Below are 16,315 nucleotides of genomic sequence, written 5' to 3'. Positions count from 1 at the left end.
GCGACGATGAACCGGCCCGACCTGACCTTCACGGTCTTGGAGGCGTAGCCTTTATTCCCGCTGTCCAATCACCTTGTGAAGCGGAAGAGGGCGGTTGCCGCCGTGTCGCCACAGTCCCCGAGTAACCCGAGCGTCTCGACCGACGACCAAGCCGGGAGGAATCCCGCTGCTGCGTTCGGTCCCAACGAGTGGCTCGTCGACGAGATCTATCAGCAGTACCTCCAGGACCCGAATTCGGTAGACCGTGCCTGGTGGGACTTCTTCGCCGACTACAAGCCCGGGGCCGCCGCCGCTGCCGCCTCGGCTCCGGCGGGTACCGCGGCCGCGGGGGCCGCGGAGACCACCACGGCGCCCCAGGCAGCGCAGGCCGCCCCCGCGGCCCCCGCCGCACCGCAGGCCCCGGCCGCCGCCGCACCGCAGCCCGCCGCCGCACCGGCCCCGGCGAAGCCCGCCCCGGCGGCCGCCGCCCCGGCTCCGGCCAAGCCCGCCGCACCCGCCGCCGCGAAGCCCGCCGCGGCCCCCGCCCAGCCCAAGAAGGACGAGCCCGTGTCCGAGGCCCCCGCCGGCCCCGAACTGGTGACGCTGCGCGGCCCCGCCGCCGCCGTCGCGAAGAACATGAACGCCTCCCTGGAGATCCCCACGGCCACGTCCGTGCGCGCGGTCCCGGTGAAGCTGCTCTTCGACAACCGCATCGTCATCAACAACCACCTCAAGCGCGCCCGCGGCGGGAAGATCTCCTTCACCCACCTCATCGGCTACGCGATGGTCCAGGCCATCAAGGCGATGCCGTCGATGAACTGGCACTACGCGGAGAAGGACGGCAAGCCCACCCTCGTCAAGCCGGACCACGTCAACCTCGGCCTCGCCATCGACCTGGTCAAGCCCAACGGCGACCGCCAGCTCGTCGTCGCGGCGATCAAGAAGGCCGAGACGCTGAACTTCTTCGAGTTCTGGCAGGCCTACGAGGACATCGTCCGCCGCGCCCGCGACGGCAAGCTGACGATGGACGACTTCACCGGCGTCACCGTCTCCCTCACCAACCCCGGCGGCCTCGGTACCGTCCACTCCGTGCCGCGCCTGATGCCCGGGCAGTCGGTGATCATGGGCGTCGGCTCCATGGACTACCCCGCGGAGTTCCAGGGCACCTCCCAGGACACCCTGAACAAGCTCGGCATCTCCAAGGTCATGACGCTCACGTCGACCTACGACCACCGGGTGATCCAGGGCGCCGCCTCCGGCGAGTTCCTCCGCCAGGTCGCGAACCTGCTGCTGGGCGAGAACCGCTTCTACGACGAGATCTTCGAGGCCCTGCGCATCCCCTACGAGCCGGTCCGCTGGCTCAAGGACATCGACGCCAGCCACGACGACGACGTCACCAAGGCCGCCCGCGTCTTCGAGCTGATCCACTCCTACCGGGTCCGCGGCCACGTCATGGCCGACACCGACCCGCTGGAGTACCGCCAGCGCAAGCACCCCGACCTGGACATCGTCGAGCACGGCCTCACCCTGTGGGACCTGGAACGCGAGTTCGCCGTCGGCGGCTTCGCCGGCAAGTCGATGATGAAGCTGCGGGACATCCTCGGCGTGCTCCGCGACTCGTACTGCCGCACCACCGGCATCGAGTACATGCACATCCAGGACCCCAAGCAGCGCAAGTGGATCCAGGACCGCGTGGAGCGCGCGCACTCCAAGCCGGAGCGCGAGGAGCAGCTGCGCATCCTGCGCCGGCTGAACGCGGCGGAGGCCTTCGAGACCTTCCTGCAGACGAAGTACGTCGGCCAGAAGCGCTTCTCCCTCGAGGGCGGCGAGTCCGTCATCCCGCTGCTCGACGCGGTGATCGACTCCGCTGCCGAGTCCCGCCTGGACGAGGTCGTCATCGGCATGGCCCACCGCGGCCGCCTGAACGTGCTGGCGAACATCGTCGGCAAGTCGTATGCGCAGATCTTCCGCGAGTTCGAGGGCAACCTCGACCCGAAGTCGATGCACGGCTCCGGCGACGTGAAGTACCACCTGGGCGCCGAGGGCACCTTCACGGGCCTGGACGGCGAGCAGATCAAGGTCTCGCTGGCCGCGAACCCGTCCCATCTGGAGACGGTCGACCCGGTCATCGAAGGCATCACCCGGGCCAAGCAGGACATCATCAACAAGGGCGGTACGGACTTCACGGTCCTGCCGGTGGCGATCCACGGCGACGCGGCCTTCGCGGGCCAGGGCGTGGTGGCCGAGACCCTGAACATGTCGCAGCTGCGCGGCTACCGCACCGGCGGCACGGTCCACATCGTCATCAACAACCAGGTCGGCTTCACCGCGGCCCCCGAGTCCTCGCGCTCCTCCATGTACGCGACGGACGTGGCCCGCATGATCGAGGCCCCGATCTTCCACGTGAACGGCGACGACCCCGAGGCCGTCGTGCGCGTCGCGCGGCTCGCCTTCGAGTTCCGCCAGGCGTTCAACAAGGACGTGGTGATCGACCTCATCTGCTACCGCCGCCGCGGTCACAACGAGTCGGACAACCCGGCCTTCACCCAGCCGCTGATGTACGACCTGATCGACAAGAAGCGCTCGGTGCGCAAGCTGTACACCGAGTCCCTGATCGGTCGCGGCGACATCACCCTGGAGGAGGCCGAGCAGGCCCTGCAGGACTACCAGGGCCAGCTGGAGAAGGTCTTCACGGAGGTCCGCGAGGCCACGACCGCCCAGCCGAGCGTCGGCCCGGTGTCGGACCCGCAGGCGGAGTTCCCGGTCGCCGTGAACACCGCGATCTCCACGGAGGTCGTGAAGCGGATCGCCGAGTCCCAGGTCAACATCCCCGATTCCTTCCACGTGCACCCGCGTCTGCTGCCGCAGCTGCAGCGCCGGGCGGCGATGGTCGAGGACGGCACGATCGACTGGGGCATGGGCGAGACCCTCGCGGTCGGCTCCCTCCTCCTGGAGGGCACCCCGGTCCGCCTGTCCGGTCAGGACTCGCAGCGGGGCACGTTCGGCCAGCGCCACGCGGTCCTCATCGACCGCCAGACGGGCGAGGAGTACACCCCGCTCCAGTACCTCGCCGAGGACCAGGCGCGCTACAACGTCTACAACTCCCTTCTGTCCGAGTACGCGGTCATGGGCTTCGAGTACGGCTACTCGCTGGCCCGCCCCGACGCGCTCGTGATGTGGGAGGCGCAGTTCGGCGACTTCGTCAACGGCGCGCAGACGGTGGTCGACGAGTACATCTCGGCGGCGGAGCAGAAGTGGGGCCAGACGAGCGGTGTCGTCCTGCTGCTCCCCCACGGCTACGAGGGTCAGGGCCCGGACCACTCTTCGGCCCGCGTCGAGCGGTTCCTCCAGCTCTGCGCCCAGAACAACATGACGGTCGCCATGCCGACCCTCCCGTCGAACTACTTCCACCTCCTGCGCTGGCAGGTGCACAACCCGCACCACAAGCCGCTGGTGGTCTTCACCCCGAAGTCGATGCTGCGTCTCAAGGCCGCCGCGTCGAAGACGGAGGAGTTCACCTCGGGTCAGTTCCGCCCGGTGATCGGCGACTCGGCGGTGGACCCCGCTGCCGTCCGCAAGGTCGTCTTCGTGGCCGGCAAGCTGTACTACGACCTGGAGGCCGAGCGCACCAAGCGCGGCATCACGGACACCGCGCTCATCCGCCTCGAGCGCCTGTACCCGCTGCCGGGTGCGGAGCTCCAGGAGGAGATCAAGAAGTACCCGAACGCCGAGAAGTACCTGTGGGCCCAGGAGGAGCCGGCGAACCAGGGCGCCTGGCCGTTCATCGCCCTGAACCTCATCGACCACCTGGACCTGGCGGTCGGCGCGGACATCCCGGCCGGCGAGCGCCTGCGCCGCATCTCCCGCCCGCACTCGTCGTCCCCCGCGGTGGGCTCGGCGAAGCGGCACCAGGCGGAGCAGGAGCAGCTGGTGCGTGAGGTGTTCGAGGCGTAGGCCTCGGACCACACCCGGCCCTGGAGGTCCGGCCCCGGTATCCCCCGGGGCCGGACCTCTGTGCGTCACCACGGGGGTTACGAGCGCCGCGGTGTGCGGCGCCCGCTCCGAAGCAGTGCGGCGGACTGCGGCCGCTCCTCGGGAGCCGGGGCCCTCCGGCCATCCCTCGGCGGATGCACCGGCGCAGATCGCTCGTGGATCGAGGAGGGTGACCGATGTGCCCGCACCACCTCCCCGACCAGTACGTAGGCTGTTTTCCGGAGTCCGTCCCGGAGACGAGCGCAGGGGAGCAGTCCATGTACTTCACCGACCGTGGAATCGAGGAACTGGAGAAGCGGCGCGGCGAGGAGGAGATCACCTTCGAGTGGCTCGCCGAGCAGCTGCGGACGTTCGTCGACCTCAACCCGGACTTCGAAGTGCCGGTGGAGCGGCTGGCGACCTGGCTGGCACGGCTGGACGACGAGGAAGACGAGTAGGCGGCATCGTCAGGTGGGGCGCCCCCGTGGACGGGGGCGCCCCACCGTTGTGCGTGAGCGATCACCGGAACGAGTGTCTTGACTTCCCGTGTCCGCGATATATCGTGAATAGCGAAGACGCGATATGCCGCGTCCGTCGACGTGTGGCGAGCGTGTGCGGCGTGCGGGCCTGCCGAGGCGACCGCCCGTCGCCCGCCCGCGCCCGCACCGGCCGAGGAGGTCAGCACCATGCCCGAGTGGTCCGTCGCAGAGCCGAGGAAGCTCACCTTCGACGACCCGGTGACCGCACTCCATGTGCGCATCGTCAACGGAACGGTGAACGTGGTGGGCACCGACGAGGGTTCCGCACGGCTGGAGGTCTCGCAGGTCGAGGGCCCCGCCCTGACGGTGACACAGAAGGACGGCACCCTCACCGTGGCCTACGACGACCTGCCCTGGAAGGGCTTCCTCAAGTGGCTCGACCCGAAGGGCTGGCGTCGCAGCGCGGTGGTCTCCCTCGCCGTCCCGGCGGCCACCCGCGTGGAGGTGGGCGTGGTGGGAGCGGACGCCCTGGTCTCCGGGATCGACGGCGGCGCCGACGTCAAGAGCGTCACGGGAGCGACGACCCTGGTCGGTCTCTCCGGCCCGGTCCGCGCCACCACGGTGTCGGGGAACGTGGAGGCCCAGGGCGTCACCGGCGAGTTGCGGCTCAACTCCGTCTCCGGCGACCTGACCGTCATCGAGGGCGCGTGCCCGTCCGTGAAGGCCGACTCCGTCAGCGGTTCGATCATCCTGGACCTCGATCCCACGAGCGGTCCCACCGACGCCCGTCTGACGAACGTCTCGGGCGAGATCGCCATCCGTCTCCCCCACCCGGCGGACGCCGAGGTGGAGGCGAACACCGCGAGCGGCACGGTGTCCAACGCCTTCGACGACCTGCGCGTCACCGGGCAGTGGGGCGCGAAGAAGATCACGGGCCGCCTGGGCGGGGGCAACGGCCGGCTGAAGGCGACCACCGTCTCCGGCTCCATCGCCCTGCTGCGCCGCCCACCCGCCGAGGACGAGCCATGGGAAACTCCGCCCGCCGACGCGTCCCGCGGCACCAGCAGCGACGACGCCGCCCCGGCCGACCGTGCCGCCCACGGCACGACCGGCGGCCCTGCCGAGCGGAAGGGGCTCTGACATGCCTCCCGTCTTCGCCCATGGACGCCTGCGGCTGTACCTGCTGAAGCTCCTCGACGAGGCACCACGCCACGGATACGAGGTGATCCGGTTGCTGGAGGAGCGCTTCCAGGGGCTGTACGCACCGTCCGCCGGCACCGTCTACCCCCGGCTGGCCAAGCTGGAGGCCGAGGGCCTGGTCACGCACACCACCGAGGGCGGCCGCAAGGTGTACGCGATCACGGACGCGGGCCGCGCCGAACTGGCCGACCGCAGCGGTGAACTGGCCGACCTGGAGCTGGAGATCCGTGAGTCGGTCGCCGAGCTGGCCGCCGAGATCCAGGCGGACGTCCGAGGGGCGGCGGGTGACCTGCGCCGCGAGATGCGGGCCGCGGTCTCCGAGGCGCGCCGGGGCACCAAGGAGCACGAGGGTGCCTTCGGGGCGTACGGCGACCAGGCAGAGAAGGAGGCGTGGCGCGCCGCCCGGGAGGAGATGCGCCGCGTCAAGCAGGAGTGGAAGGAGCAGGCCCGGCGCGCCAAGGACGAGAGCCGACGGGCCCGCGAGGAGGCCCAGAGGGCACGCCGCCAGGCCAAGGAGGCGCAGGAGCGGGCTCGCGCCCAGGCGCAGGAGGAGCTGCAGCGCATGGCGCGACGGGTGCAGGAGCAGGTCCAGGACCACTTCGCGCGGGGCGACTGGCCGACGGGCGTACGGGAGGGTCTGGCCGAACTGGCCAAGGAGTTCGGCGAGTTCGGCAAGGACTTCGGCAAGGACTTCGGCTTCGGGCGCCCGGGGGCCGCGGGCGCGTCCAAGACGGCGGAGCAGCCCGAGTACGCGACGACCCCGGAGGACTTCCCGGGTGCGTACGAACCGTCCTGGGCGCACGAGGACTTCCCGGGCGACCCGGCCCGCGCCCTGGACCGGCTCCTGGACCGCTTCCGTGACGACATCCGTGACGCGGCCCGGGATCACGGGGTGACGGAGGAGCAGTTGCGCGACGCCCGCCGGCATCTGTCGACGGCGGCGGCGCACATCGGGGCGACGCTGCGGTCGCGGAAGGGTTAGGGCTCCTCACGACCGGCCGAGCGTCGCCCGGCGGGTGGGCTCACCCCGCCTTCGCCCGGCCGCTGCCGCCCCACAGTAGGTCCTCCACGGCCGCGTAGGTCGCTCCATGGTCGGCGAGGACCTCGGAGGGGACGCCGGGGCGGGCGGTCAGGGCGAGGAGCAGGTGCTCGTCACCGATGTGCCGGTCGCCGTGCGCGACGGCGGCGCGCAGGGACCGGGTGAGTACGTCCTTGGCGCCCCGGGTGAACGGGCGGCGCCCGGACCGCCGTACGGCCCCTGCGTGAGTCCCGGCCAGCGCGCCCTGTCCGTGTGCCTCCTCGACCCGGGAGACGATCGCGGTGAGGTCGATGCCGAGCCCGGCGAGAGCGTCCGCGTCGGCGCGGGTGAGCCCGCCGCGACGGCGGGCCTCTGCGAGGTCCCGTTCGACCGCGTCGCGCCGCCCGGTCAGCCCGAGCGCTGCCAGGGCGAACGCGGCACGGCCGCCCTCCCTCTCGAGGAGCGCGAGCAGCAGGTGGGCTTCGTCGACGCGTTGCTCACCGGCGCGTTCGCAGTGCGCGACGGCGCCGACGACCACCGCGCGGGCGTCCTGGGTGAACCTCTCGAACATCACTGCCTCCCGTACTTCTTGTGCACGGCCTGCCTGCTGACTCCGAGTTCTGCGGCGATCTCCTGCCACGACCAGCCCTGGTTGCGCGCGCTGCGCACCTGAACCGCCTCCAGCTGCTCCAGCAGCCTGCGCAGCGCGGCGACGGCTCGCAGCCCCACTCGCGGATCACGGTCGCCTGCGCGCTCGGCGAGATCCGTTGCTTCGGTCATGATGTCAACATAGGTTGACATTCCGAGCCTGTCAACCATAGTTGACAGGCCGGTCATGGAAACGCCCATGGCGGGCTCGGGACGAATCCCGAGCCCGCCATGGGCACGTGGAGGAAGGTGCCGTCGCCGTCAGTCGGCGGTCAGCACGATCTTCCCGAACTGGTCTCCGGCTTCCAAGCGTTCGAAGCCCTCACGGGCCCGGTCGAGGGGAAGGACCTCGTCGATGACGGGGCGTACGCCGGTGGCGGCGCAGAAGGACAGCAGGTCCTCCAGTTCGTCCTTGGACCCCATGGTGGAGCCGACGACCTTCAGTTCGAGGAAGAAGATGCGGGTGAGTTCGGCGTGGGAGGGCCGGTCACCACTGGTGGCACCCGAGATGACGAGGGTGCCTCCGGGACGCAGGGACTTGACCGAGTGGGACCAGGTGGCGGCACCGACGGTCTCGATGACGGCGTCCACACGCTGCGGCAGCCGCGCCCCGGACTCCAGGGCCTCCACGGCGCCCAGTTCCACGGCCCGCTTGCGCTTGGCCTCGTCCCGGCTGGTGGCGAAGACCCTGAGGCCGGCCGCCTTGCCGAGCACGATCGCGGCGGTCGCGACACCGCCGCCCGCACCCTGGACGAGGACGGAGTCACCGGGGCGGACGCCGGCGTTGGTGAACAGCATGCGGTAGGCCGTCAGCCAGGCGGTGGGGAGGCAGGCGGCCTCCTCGAAGGAGAGTTCCCTGGGCTTGGGAAGGAGGTTCCAGGTGGGCACGGAGACCTGTTCGGCGAACGTGCCCTGGTAGCGCTCGGTGAGGATGGAGCGGGGCTCGTCGGGGCCGACGCCGTGGCCGGTCTGTCCGATGACGGAGTGGAGGACGACCTCGTTGCCGTCCTCGTCGACGCCGGCCGCGTCGCAGCCGAGGATCATGGGGAGCTTGTCCTCGGAGAGCCCGACGCCCCTGAGGGACCAGAGGTCGTGATGGTTGAGGGAGGCGGCCTTGACGGTCACGGTCGTCCAGCCGGGCCTCCGCTCGGGGGCCGGGCGCTCTCCCAACTCAAGGCCGGAGAGGGGGTTGTCGCGGTCGATACGGGCGGCGTAGGCAGCGAACATGACCTTGAGATTAGGCTCCGCGCCTGGCGGAGGGAACCGAGACGGGCTGTGACGCGTGTCCCTGCTCCCTGCTCCCTGCTCCCCTGCCGCCGGAAAGCGCAGCCAACGCCCGGCCCACCCCCGACGCCGGGCGCCTTGCAACCGCCGACCGGGACGCGGCGCTTCACACCACGCGGGTGGGCGGGGAGAAGACCCCGCCCACCCAGCGCGCCGTTATCGCCGAGCCACGCCCTCCGCCCGAGCTGCCGCGGCCACTGCCGCCGTCACCGCAGGGGCGACCCGCTCGTCGAACGGCGAGGGAATCACATAGTCGGCGGCGAGATCGTCCCCGACGACCCCCGCCAGCGCCTCCGCCGCCGCGATCTTCATCCCCTCCGTGATGCGGGACGCCCGCACCTGGAGGGCTCCGGCGAAGATGCCGGGGAACGCCAGCACGTTGTTGATCTGGTTCGGGAAGTCGGAGCGGCCCGTCGCCACCACGGACGCGTACTTGTGCGCGACGTCCGGATGCACCTCCGGGTTCGGGTTGGCCATCGCGAAGACGAAGGCACCCTCCGCCATAGACGCCACCGCCTCCTCCGACACGGTGCCGCCGGAGACCCCGATGAAGACGTCGGCGCCCTCCAGGGCATGCTCGAGAGATCCCGACAGCCCCGCCTTGTTGGTGAACTCGGCGAGCTCCCGCTTGACCGACGTCAGATCCTCCCGCTCCCGCGAGACGACCCCCTTGCGGTCGGCGACCGCGACGTCGCCGATCCCCGCCTCGATCAGCATCTTCGCGATGGCGAAGCCCGCCGCGCCGGCGCCGGAGATGACGGCCCGAAGATCGCCGAGCCCCTTCCCGGTCAGCCGCGCCGCGTTCCGCAGGGCGGCCAGCGTCACCACGGCCGTGCCGTGCTGGTCGTCGTGGAAGACCGGGATGTCCAGCCGTTCCTGGAGCCGGCGCTCGATCTCGAAGCACCGCGGCGCCGAGATGTCCTCCAGGTTGACGCCTCCGAAGGAGGGCGCGAGCCGGGCCACCGTGTCGATGATCTCGTCCACGTCCGTGCAGTCCAGCGCGATCGGCACCGCGTCCACGCCGCCGAACTGCTTGAACAGGATCGCCTTGCCCTCCATCACCGGGAGGGAGGCCTCGGGGCCGATGTCACCGAGCCCCAGCACTGCCGTGCCGTCGGTCACCACGGCGACGACCGACGACTTCCATGTGTAGTCGTGGACCAGCTCCGGCTGCTCCGCGATGGCCGTGCACACCCGGGCGACGCCGGGCGTGTACGCCAGGGACAGGTCGTCCTTGTCGCGGACCGGCACGGTGGCCTGCACGGCCATCTTGCCGCCGCGGTGCAGCGCGAACGCCGGATCGAAGGAATCGTGGGGCTCGGCCCCGCCGTCCTGATCCGCATTGCTGGCGCTGCGCGAGTTGACGATCTCCGCTGCCACTGTCTTGTACCCCTTAGATCTGCATGGTTTGAGGGTGACCACTCCTGGTTGAGGGGTGGGCGGGCACCGCGTACGACCCACGTGACTGGTGCGTAAGGGCACATACGCGACGGGCGCGCCGCACACGCGCCCTGAGCCCCGGATGAGGGGTGTAAGGCACCTTCTTACCGGACGGATGGTGCTCGGGACGAGTCCATAACGCGAAGGTCACACGCCGGTGAGATGACTCATGGCCGAAAATGTGGACAAGTCCACTGCACGCCCTCACACGACCACGCGGGCGGGCGTGAGACCGACCGCATGGTGAGATGCACCGAAGATCTTCCGGCCGGAAGAAAGGATTCCCGCACAAGGTGCGGCCGAAATCGGCCGTCCGAGGCGGTTCGGGGGTCACCCGTTATCCGATTTTGACATAGCGAGTCACCTGAATGCCGCGGTGCGACTGGCAAGATGCCTCAATCACACGAGGTCGCGACGCCCGAAGGTGTGTGTACTCGTCGACCCCGTCGGCACAAACCCCATTCCGCCGGAGGAACCCACCATGACCGCACGCTCCACCCGTCGTACGACCGCCACGCGCTCCCGAATAGCCGCGGTCGGCGCCATCGCGGTCGCGGGCACCCTGGTGCTGGCCGGTTGCGGCGACCACACGGACAAGGGCAGCACCGACAACAGCGGCGGCGGTTCGTCCACGTCCTCGGCGCCGCTCGCCGACAAGCTCCCCAAGGACATCCGTGACGCGGGCGTCATCAAGGTCGGCTCCGACATCTCGTACGCGCCGGTCGAGTTCATGCAGGGCGGCAAGGCAGTCGGCATCGACCCGGACATCGCGGACGCCCTCGGCAAGCAGCTCGGCGTGAAGTTCGACTTCCAGAACGGCAAGTTCAACCAGCTCATCCTGGGCCTGCAGGCCAAGCGGTTCAACGTGATCATGTCCGCGATGAACGACACCAAGGACCGTCAGAACGGCATCGACTCCGACACCGGCAAGAAGATCGGCAACGGCGTCGACTTCGTCGACTACTTCACCGCCGGCACCTCGATCCTCGTCCAGAAGGGCAACCCGAAGGGCGTCAAGTCGCTGGACGACCTGTGCGGCAAGGTGGTGGCCCTGCAGCAGGGCACCACGTCCGAGGGCGTCGCCAAGGCGCAGAACACGAAGTGCACGAAGGACGGCAAGAAGCCCATCACGCTGCAGACCTTCGACACCGACCCCGAGGCGCTGCTCCGTCTGAAGCAGGGCGCGTCCGTCGCCGACCTGAACGACTTCCCGGTCGCGGCCTACAACGCGAAGACCTCGGGCGGCGGCAAGGACTTCGAGGTCGTCGGCGACCAGATCGAGGCGGGTCCGTACGGCATCGCGGTCAGCAAGGAGAACACCCAGCTGCGCGACGCCCTCCAGGCGGCCATGAGCGCGATCATCAAGAGCGGCGAGTACCAGAAGATCCTCCAGAAGTGGAACGTCACGGACGGCGCGGTGACCGACGCGAAGATCAACGGCGGCTCCTGAGCCCCACGCAACACTGAAGGGCAGTCACCGTGACTGACACTGTCGACAAGATTCCGGCGCCAACGGTGCCGCCGGAGCAGATCAAGGCCATACCGGTGCGCCACTACGGGCGCTGGGTGGCCGGCGTCCTGGTCGTCGCCGTGGTGGTGCTGATCGGGATCGCGTTCTCCAACGCGAAGATCAACTACAGCGTGATCCCGGACTACCTCACGGACGGGACGATCCTTTCCGGCGCCTGGCACACGCTGTACATCTCGGTGCTCGCCATGGTGCTCGGCCTCGCCCTGGGCGTCGTCCTCGCGGTGATGCGGATGTCGTCGAACCCGGTCACCAGCACGGTGTCCTGGTTCTACATCTGGTTCTTCCGCGGCACCCCGGTCCTGGTCCAGCTGCTCCTCTGGTACAACATCGCACTCGTGTTCCCCATCCTGAACCTGGGGTTCTACAAGGACGAGATGAACCAGGTGATGACGCCGTTCCTGACGGCTCTGCTGGGCCTCGGCCTGAACGAGGCCGCGTACATGGCGGAGATCGTGCGCGCGGGCATCCAGTCGGTGGACGAGGGGCAGACGGAGGCGTCGCACGCGCTGGGCATGACCCACGGTCAGACCCTGCGGCGCGTGATCCTCCCGCAGGCGATGCGGGTGATCGTCCCGCCGACGGGCAACGAGTTCATCAACATGCTGAAGACCTCGTCGCTCGCCTACGCGGTCCAGTTCAACGAGCTCATCAAGCGGTCCCAGGACATCTCCAGCACCTCGCTGGCGGTCGTGGAGATGTACTTCGTGGCGTCGATCTGGTACCTGATCCTGACCACGATCTTCAGCATCGTCCAGTACTACATCGAACGCCGCTACGCCCGCGGTTCGACGCGCAACCTGCCGCCGACCCCGCTGCAGCGGCTGAAGAGGAACCTCCGCCTGTTCGGTTCGTTCCGCCGCCCGGAGGTGGCCCGATGAGCAGTCTCGGCAAGGACGTCGCCAAGAGCGGCGGCGGCCCGATGGTCAAGGCAGAGGGCGTCCACAAGTCCTTCGGGTCGGCGCACATCCTCAAGGGCATCGACCTCGAGGTGAACCCGCGGGAGGTGTTCTGCCTCATCGGCCCCTCCGGCTCGGGCAAGTCCACCTTCCTGCGGTGCATCAACCACCTGGAGAAGATCAGCGCCGGGCGGCTGTACGTCGACGGGGACCTGGTCGGCTACCGGCAGAAGGGCGACAAGCTCTTCGAGCTGAAGGAGAAGGAGGTCGCGGCGCAGCGACGGGACATCGGCATGGTGTTCCAGCGCTTCAACCTCTTCCCGCACATGACGGCGTTGGAGAACGTCATGGAGGCGCCGGTCCAGGTCAAGCGCGAGAGCAGGGCCGCCGCCCGCGAGCGGGCGCAGCGGCTGCTGGACCGGGTCGGCCTCGGTGACCGTACCGGCCACTACCCCGCCCAGCTCTCCGGCGGCCAGCAGCAGCGTGTCGCCATCGCCCGCGCGCTGGCGATGGAGCCCAAGCTGATGCTCTTCGACGAGCCGACCTCGGCCCTCGACCCGGAGCTGGTCGGCGAGGTCCTCGACGTCATGCGGGACCTCGCGGAGGACGGCATGACGATGATCGTCGTCACGCACGAGATGGGCTTCGCCCGGGAGGTCGGCGACTCGCTCGTCTTCATGGACGACGGTGTGGTGGTCGAGGCCGGCCACCCGCGTGAGGTCCTGACGAACCCCCAGCACGAACGGACGAAGTCCTTCCTGTCGAAGGTCCTGTAGACGGCTCGAGACACACGAAAGTGGCCCCCATGTCCGCGACATGGGGGCCACTCTGCTGCAGGATCAGCCCACCCAGCGGTTGTTCCACTTGCCGCCGTAGTAGACCTGCCATCCCTCGTCCACCATCTGCGAACCCCGGGCGCACAAGTCGGTCCTGCTGGTTCCGTGTGTGACGGTGGGGCCGTAGTTGATCCCGGATCCGCCGAGGGCCGCGCACTTCGCCATCGCCCGGGTCGGCCGGTTGCAACGGTTGAGCGTCACATCGATCTGGTAGCCCTCCTGGCTTCCCGAATACACCTTCTTGCCGTACACGTCCTCGGCACACGGCGGGTCGGCAGATGCCGTACCGGCGGTGAGCGGAACGATCGCGGCAGCCGCGAGACCAACGGGTGCCAGGGCGCCGAGCAACTTGCTGCGCACACTTCCCCCTTCGCCAGGCGCGCTCCCTGGTGATCAGCCAACGACGGCGGCGACGAGGATCAAGGGAATTCGCGCGGCACAGCAGGCAGACATTCGGCCCTACTTGAGGGCCAGCAGCAGCGTGTCCGACGGGGAGCACCACACCGGGCGGGCCTCGGCGAAGCCCTTCTCGCGCAGTACGCGCGCGTGCCAGGCGGCGGAGGGCATGTCGCCGTCGGCGTGGGCGCCGTAGATCTCGAAACGACGGGCGGTGGGCGCGGCGAGGACGGGGTCCTTGGCGGCCAGCGCCCACCACTCGGCCCAGTCGAGGGCGCCGTCGCGCATGGCCTGATCCATGCGGGCGTGCCGCTGGGCGCTTTCGGCCGCGTTGATCCGGGGCGTGGTGTCGTCGATCATGTGGTCGGCGTTCATGAAGACGCCGCCGTAGCGGACGAGTTCCGCGATCCGGCCGTAGAGGGCCTCGAGGGGCTCGTCGCGCAGCCAGTGGAGGGCCGTGGCGGTGAGGACGGCGTCGTACGCCTCGTACGGCAGGCGCGCCGGCCAGTCGGGGTCCTTGAGGTCCGCCTCGACGAACGTGACGCGGTCGTCGCCCTCGAACGTGCCGCGCGCGATGGTGAGCAGGGCGGGGTCCAGGTCGACTCCGGTGCTGGTGGCGTTCGGGAAGCGGGCGAGGAGCCGGGCGGTGATGCTGCCGGTGCCGCACGCGAGGTCGAGCACACGGGGTTCGGTGCCCACGAACGCCTCGACCATGTCGAGCATGATCCGGAAGCGTTCCTCGCGGTCGGGCATGTACCACTCCTGCTGGCGGTCCCAGCTCTTCTGCCAGGCCTGCCAGTCGGTGCCCGTCGTGGATCCGGTCGTTGTGTCCATGGGAAGCCCCCTTCTTCACAGAACCGCGTAATACCCTGGAGGCAGGGTCATCTGTTACGCATCGCACGCACGACGATAGAGCGCCTTCGTAAGGACTACAAGTGGAACTGGCCTATTACTCGGACTACGCCGTACGTCTCGTGAACAGCGAGGAACCGGCCCGGGGCAAGGACTCGCTGACCTCGGTGGAGGCCGTCCGCGACCTCTTCGGGGGCAACCAGTCGGCGGCCCGCCGTGCCACCGACGCCGATGTGACCCGCTTCCGCTCGGTCCGGGCCCGGCTGCGCTCGGTCTTCGAGGCGGCGGACCGGGGTGAGGAGACGCTCGCCGTGGACCTGCTGAACTCCCTTCTCCTCGAATTCCCGGTGAGCCCGCAGATCTCCGGGCACGACCACCGGGACGACGACGGCCGCCCCCTGTGGCACATGCACCTCGCGGACCACCCGTCGAACGCGACCGCGGGCTACGCGGCCATCGCCGCGATGGGGCTGGCGTTCCACCTCACCGAGTACGGCGTGGACCGCCTGGGCCTGTGTGAGGCGGCTCCCTGCCGTAACGCCTACCTCGACACCTCGACGAACCGCTCCCGGCGCTACTGCTCGGACCGCTGCGCGACGCGCGCGAACGTGGCGGCCTACCGGGCCCGCAAGCGCCTGGAGGCGGACCGGTCGGAGAACACGGGCCGGGCGGCGGAGAGCACCCAGCGCAGCAGCGCGAAGGCCGAGCGCTGACCGTCCCTGAGCGGGCGGTAACGGAACCACACCTTCCCGAGGACCAGTTCCTCGGGAACGGTGCCGTAGTCGGTGCTGTCCCCACCCGCGTACGGATTGTCGCCGAGCACCCACCAGCCGCCCTCGCGCAGCTCCACGGCACGCTTGACCACCAGCAGGTCCTGCTGGAAGGGGTGACGCAGCACGATGACGTCACCGGGTCGCACCCGGGCCCCGTACTGCAGGAGCAGCCGGTCCCCGTGCTGGAGCGTGGGCACCATGGACGGCCCTGTGACCTCCGCCACCCCCAGCGGCAGCAACGCCCTCGTGCGTTCGGTCTCCTGTGACAGCTCCGGCATCATCCGGCACCTCCCCGGTCCGTTCCTCCACCAGTCCCAGTCTCACCCTGGACTTTTGGCGTAAGCCCCTGGGGGCACTCGCCAAAACCGGTCCCCTACGGAGTAATGTCCCACCTGAGATGACGATCACGAGGAAGGACAGCTTCATGCTCTCCCGCCTGTTTGCCCCGAAGGTCAAGGTCAGCGCCCACTGCGACCTCCCCTGTGGTGTCTACGACCCGGCCCAGGCCCGCATCGAGGCGGAGTCGGTGAAGGCCATCCAGGAGAAGATGGCCGCCAACGACGACCCGCACTTCCAGGCGCGCGCCACCACCATCAAGGAGCAGCGTGCCGAGCTCGCCAAGCACCACGTGTCGGTGCTGTGGAGCGACTACTTCAAGGCCCCGCACTTCGAGAAGTACCCGGAGCTGCACCAGCTGGTCAACGACACCCTGAAGGCCCTCTCGGCCGCCAAGGGCTCGACGGACCCGGCGACGGGCCAGAAGGCGCTGGACTACATCGCCCAAATCGACAAGATCTTCTGGGAGACCAAGAAGGCCTGATCTTGAATCATGCCCTCTGACCTGCGATTACGTTGGTTGCAGTGTCCCCCTGTCCGCACCCGGACCGCAGGCCGCCGAACACGGCGTCCATGACGGCCCGGGTGCGGTCTTCTTCTCCCGGCCAAAGCCGGGCGTAGATCCGCAGCGTGATGGCGGCGGACGCGCGGGCAGTTCCAGCCGTCTTCCAGCGG

The 16,315-nt window shown here is 69.4% G+C and carries 16 protein-coding genes; 9 read left to right on the top strand and 7 right to left on the bottom strand.

The window, feature by feature from the left end:
- The first annotated feature begins 102 nt into the window (after positions 1–102).
- From SY2F82_RS13680 to SY2F82_RS13665, 4 genes are all read left to right on the top strand, one after another.
- The gene (locus tag SY2F82_RS13680) at positions 103–3,933 is read left to right on the top strand and encodes a multifunctional oxoglutarate decarboxylase/oxoglutarate dehydrogenase thiamine pyrophosphate-binding subunit/dihydrolipoyllysine-residue succinyltransferase subunit (protein WP_200419454.1); all 3,831 of its coding nucleotides are present in this window, start codon (positions 103–105) and stop codon (positions 3,931–3,933) included.
- A gap of 296 nt (positions 3,934–4,229) precedes the next feature.
- Complete coding sequence (locus SY2F82_RS13675) at positions 4,230–4,409, top strand: DUF6104 family protein (protein WP_200419274.1); 180 nt, start codon at positions 4,230–4,232, stop codon at positions 4,407–4,409.
- A 228-nt stretch (positions 4,410–4,637) separates the two neighbouring features.
- Positions 4,638–5,570: a DUF4097 family beta strand repeat-containing protein gene (locus SY2F82_RS13670; RefSeq protein WP_200419273.1), complete on the top strand. Its 933-nt coding sequence runs from the start codon at positions 4,638–4,640 to the stop codon at positions 5,568–5,570.
- Position 5,571: 1 nt separating this feature from the next.
- Positions 5,572–6,612, top strand: coding sequence for a PadR family transcriptional regulator (locus tag SY2F82_RS13665; RefSeq protein WP_200419272.1), 1,041 nt, complete (start codon positions 5,572–5,574; stop codon positions 6,610–6,612).
- Positions 6,613–6,652: 40 nt separating this feature from the next.
- Here the strand turns inward: SY2F82_RS13665 and SY2F82_RS13660 are convergent, their stop codons facing one another.
- The 4 genes from SY2F82_RS13660 to SY2F82_RS13645 form a co-directional block, all read right to left on the bottom strand.
- Positions 6,653–7,219, bottom strand: coding sequence for a Clp protease N-terminal domain-containing protein (locus SY2F82_RS13660; protein WP_200419271.1), 567 nt, complete (start codon positions 7,217–7,219; stop codon positions 6,653–6,655).
- Positions 7,219–7,428, bottom strand: coding sequence for a helix-turn-helix domain-containing protein (locus SY2F82_RS13655; RefSeq protein ID WP_018571396.1), 210 nt, complete (start codon positions 7,426–7,428; stop codon positions 7,219–7,221). Before SY2F82_RS13655 ends, SY2F82_RS13660 begins: the two co-directional genes overlap by 1 nt.
- A 129-nt stretch (positions 7,429–7,557) precedes the next feature.
- The gene (locus tag SY2F82_RS13650; protein WP_200419270.1) at positions 7,558–8,523 is read right to left on the bottom strand and encodes a zinc-binding dehydrogenase; all 966 of its coding nucleotides are present in this window, start codon (positions 8,521–8,523) and stop codon (positions 7,558–7,560) included.
- Positions 8,524–8,736: 213 nt separating this feature from the next.
- The gene (locus SY2F82_RS13645) at positions 8,737–9,960 is read right to left on the bottom strand and encodes an NADP-dependent malic enzyme (protein WP_200419269.1); all 1,224 of its coding nucleotides are present in this window, start codon (positions 9,958–9,960) and stop codon (positions 8,737–8,739) included.
- A 541-nt stretch (positions 9,961–10,501) separates the two neighbouring features.
- Between SY2F82_RS13645 and SY2F82_RS13640 the strand changes: the two genes are divergently transcribed.
- From SY2F82_RS13640 to SY2F82_RS13630, 3 genes are read left to right on the top strand one after another with little or no spacing between them, the layout of a single operon-like run.
- A complete protein-coding gene (locus SY2F82_RS13640) occupies positions 10,502–11,470 on the top strand; it encodes an ABC transporter substrate-binding protein (RefSeq protein WP_200419268.1) in 969 nt (322 codons plus the stop codon).
- Positions 11,471–11,499: 29 nt separating this feature from the next.
- Positions 11,500–12,429, top strand: a complete 930-nt coding sequence (locus SY2F82_RS13635; protein ID WP_200419267.1) for an amino acid ABC transporter permease — start codon at positions 11,500–11,502, stop codon at positions 12,427–12,429.
- Positions 12,426–13,223, top strand: coding sequence for an amino acid ABC transporter ATP-binding protein (locus SY2F82_RS13630; RefSeq protein ID WP_308437760.1), 798 nt, complete (start codon positions 12,426–12,428; stop codon positions 13,221–13,223). Before SY2F82_RS13635 ends, SY2F82_RS13630 begins: the two co-directional genes overlap by 4 nt.
- Positions 13,224–13,286: 63 nt before the next feature.
- Here the strand turns inward: SY2F82_RS13630 and SY2F82_RS13625 are convergent, their stop codons facing one another.
- Positions 13,287–13,643: a hypothetical protein gene (locus tag SY2F82_RS13625; protein WP_200419266.1), complete on the bottom strand. Its 357-nt coding sequence runs from the start codon at positions 13,641–13,643 to the stop codon at positions 13,287–13,289.
- Between the two features lie 99 nt (positions 13,644–13,742).
- Complete coding sequence (locus SY2F82_RS13620) at positions 13,743–14,513, bottom strand: trans-aconitate 2-methyltransferase (protein WP_200419265.1); 771 nt, start codon at positions 14,511–14,513, stop codon at positions 13,743–13,745.
- A gap of 101 nt (positions 14,514–14,614) precedes the next feature.
- On the opposite strand from SY2F82_RS13620, the gene SY2F82_RS13615 reads away from it, so the two are divergent.
- Positions 14,615–15,244, top strand: a complete 630-nt coding sequence (locus SY2F82_RS13615) for an ABATE domain-containing protein (RefSeq protein WP_200419264.1) — start codon at positions 14,615–14,617, stop codon at positions 15,242–15,244.
- Here SY2F82_RS13615 and sodX read toward each other — a convergent pair.
- The gene (gene sodX / locus SY2F82_RS13610; protein WP_200419452.1) at positions 15,148–15,582 is read right to left on the bottom strand and encodes a nickel-type superoxide dismutase maturation protease; all 435 of its coding nucleotides are present in this window, start codon (positions 15,580–15,582) and stop codon (positions 15,148–15,150) included. The genes SY2F82_RS13615 and sodX overlap by 97 nt on opposite strands.
- A 146-nt stretch (positions 15,583–15,728) precedes the next feature.
- Between sodX and sodN the strand changes: the two genes are divergently transcribed.
- Positions 15,729–16,124 carry a superoxide dismutase, Ni gene (gene sodN / locus SY2F82_RS13605; RefSeq protein ID WP_103839348.1) on the top strand — a complete coding sequence of 132 codons (396 nt, stop codon included), beginning with the start codon at positions 15,729–15,731 and terminating at the stop codon, positions 16,122–16,124.
- Positions 16,125–16,315: the final 191 nt, after the last annotated feature.

Origin of the sequence: Streptomyces sp. Y2F8-2 (genome assembly GCF_014905555.1) — a bacterium.
Taxonomy (GTDB): Bacteria; Actinomycetota; Actinomycetes; order Streptomycetales; family Streptomycetaceae; genus Streptomyces; species Streptomyces cynarae.
Note: the sequence above shows the minus strand (reverse complement) of the source record. Positions and strands in the feature narration are given on the sequence as shown.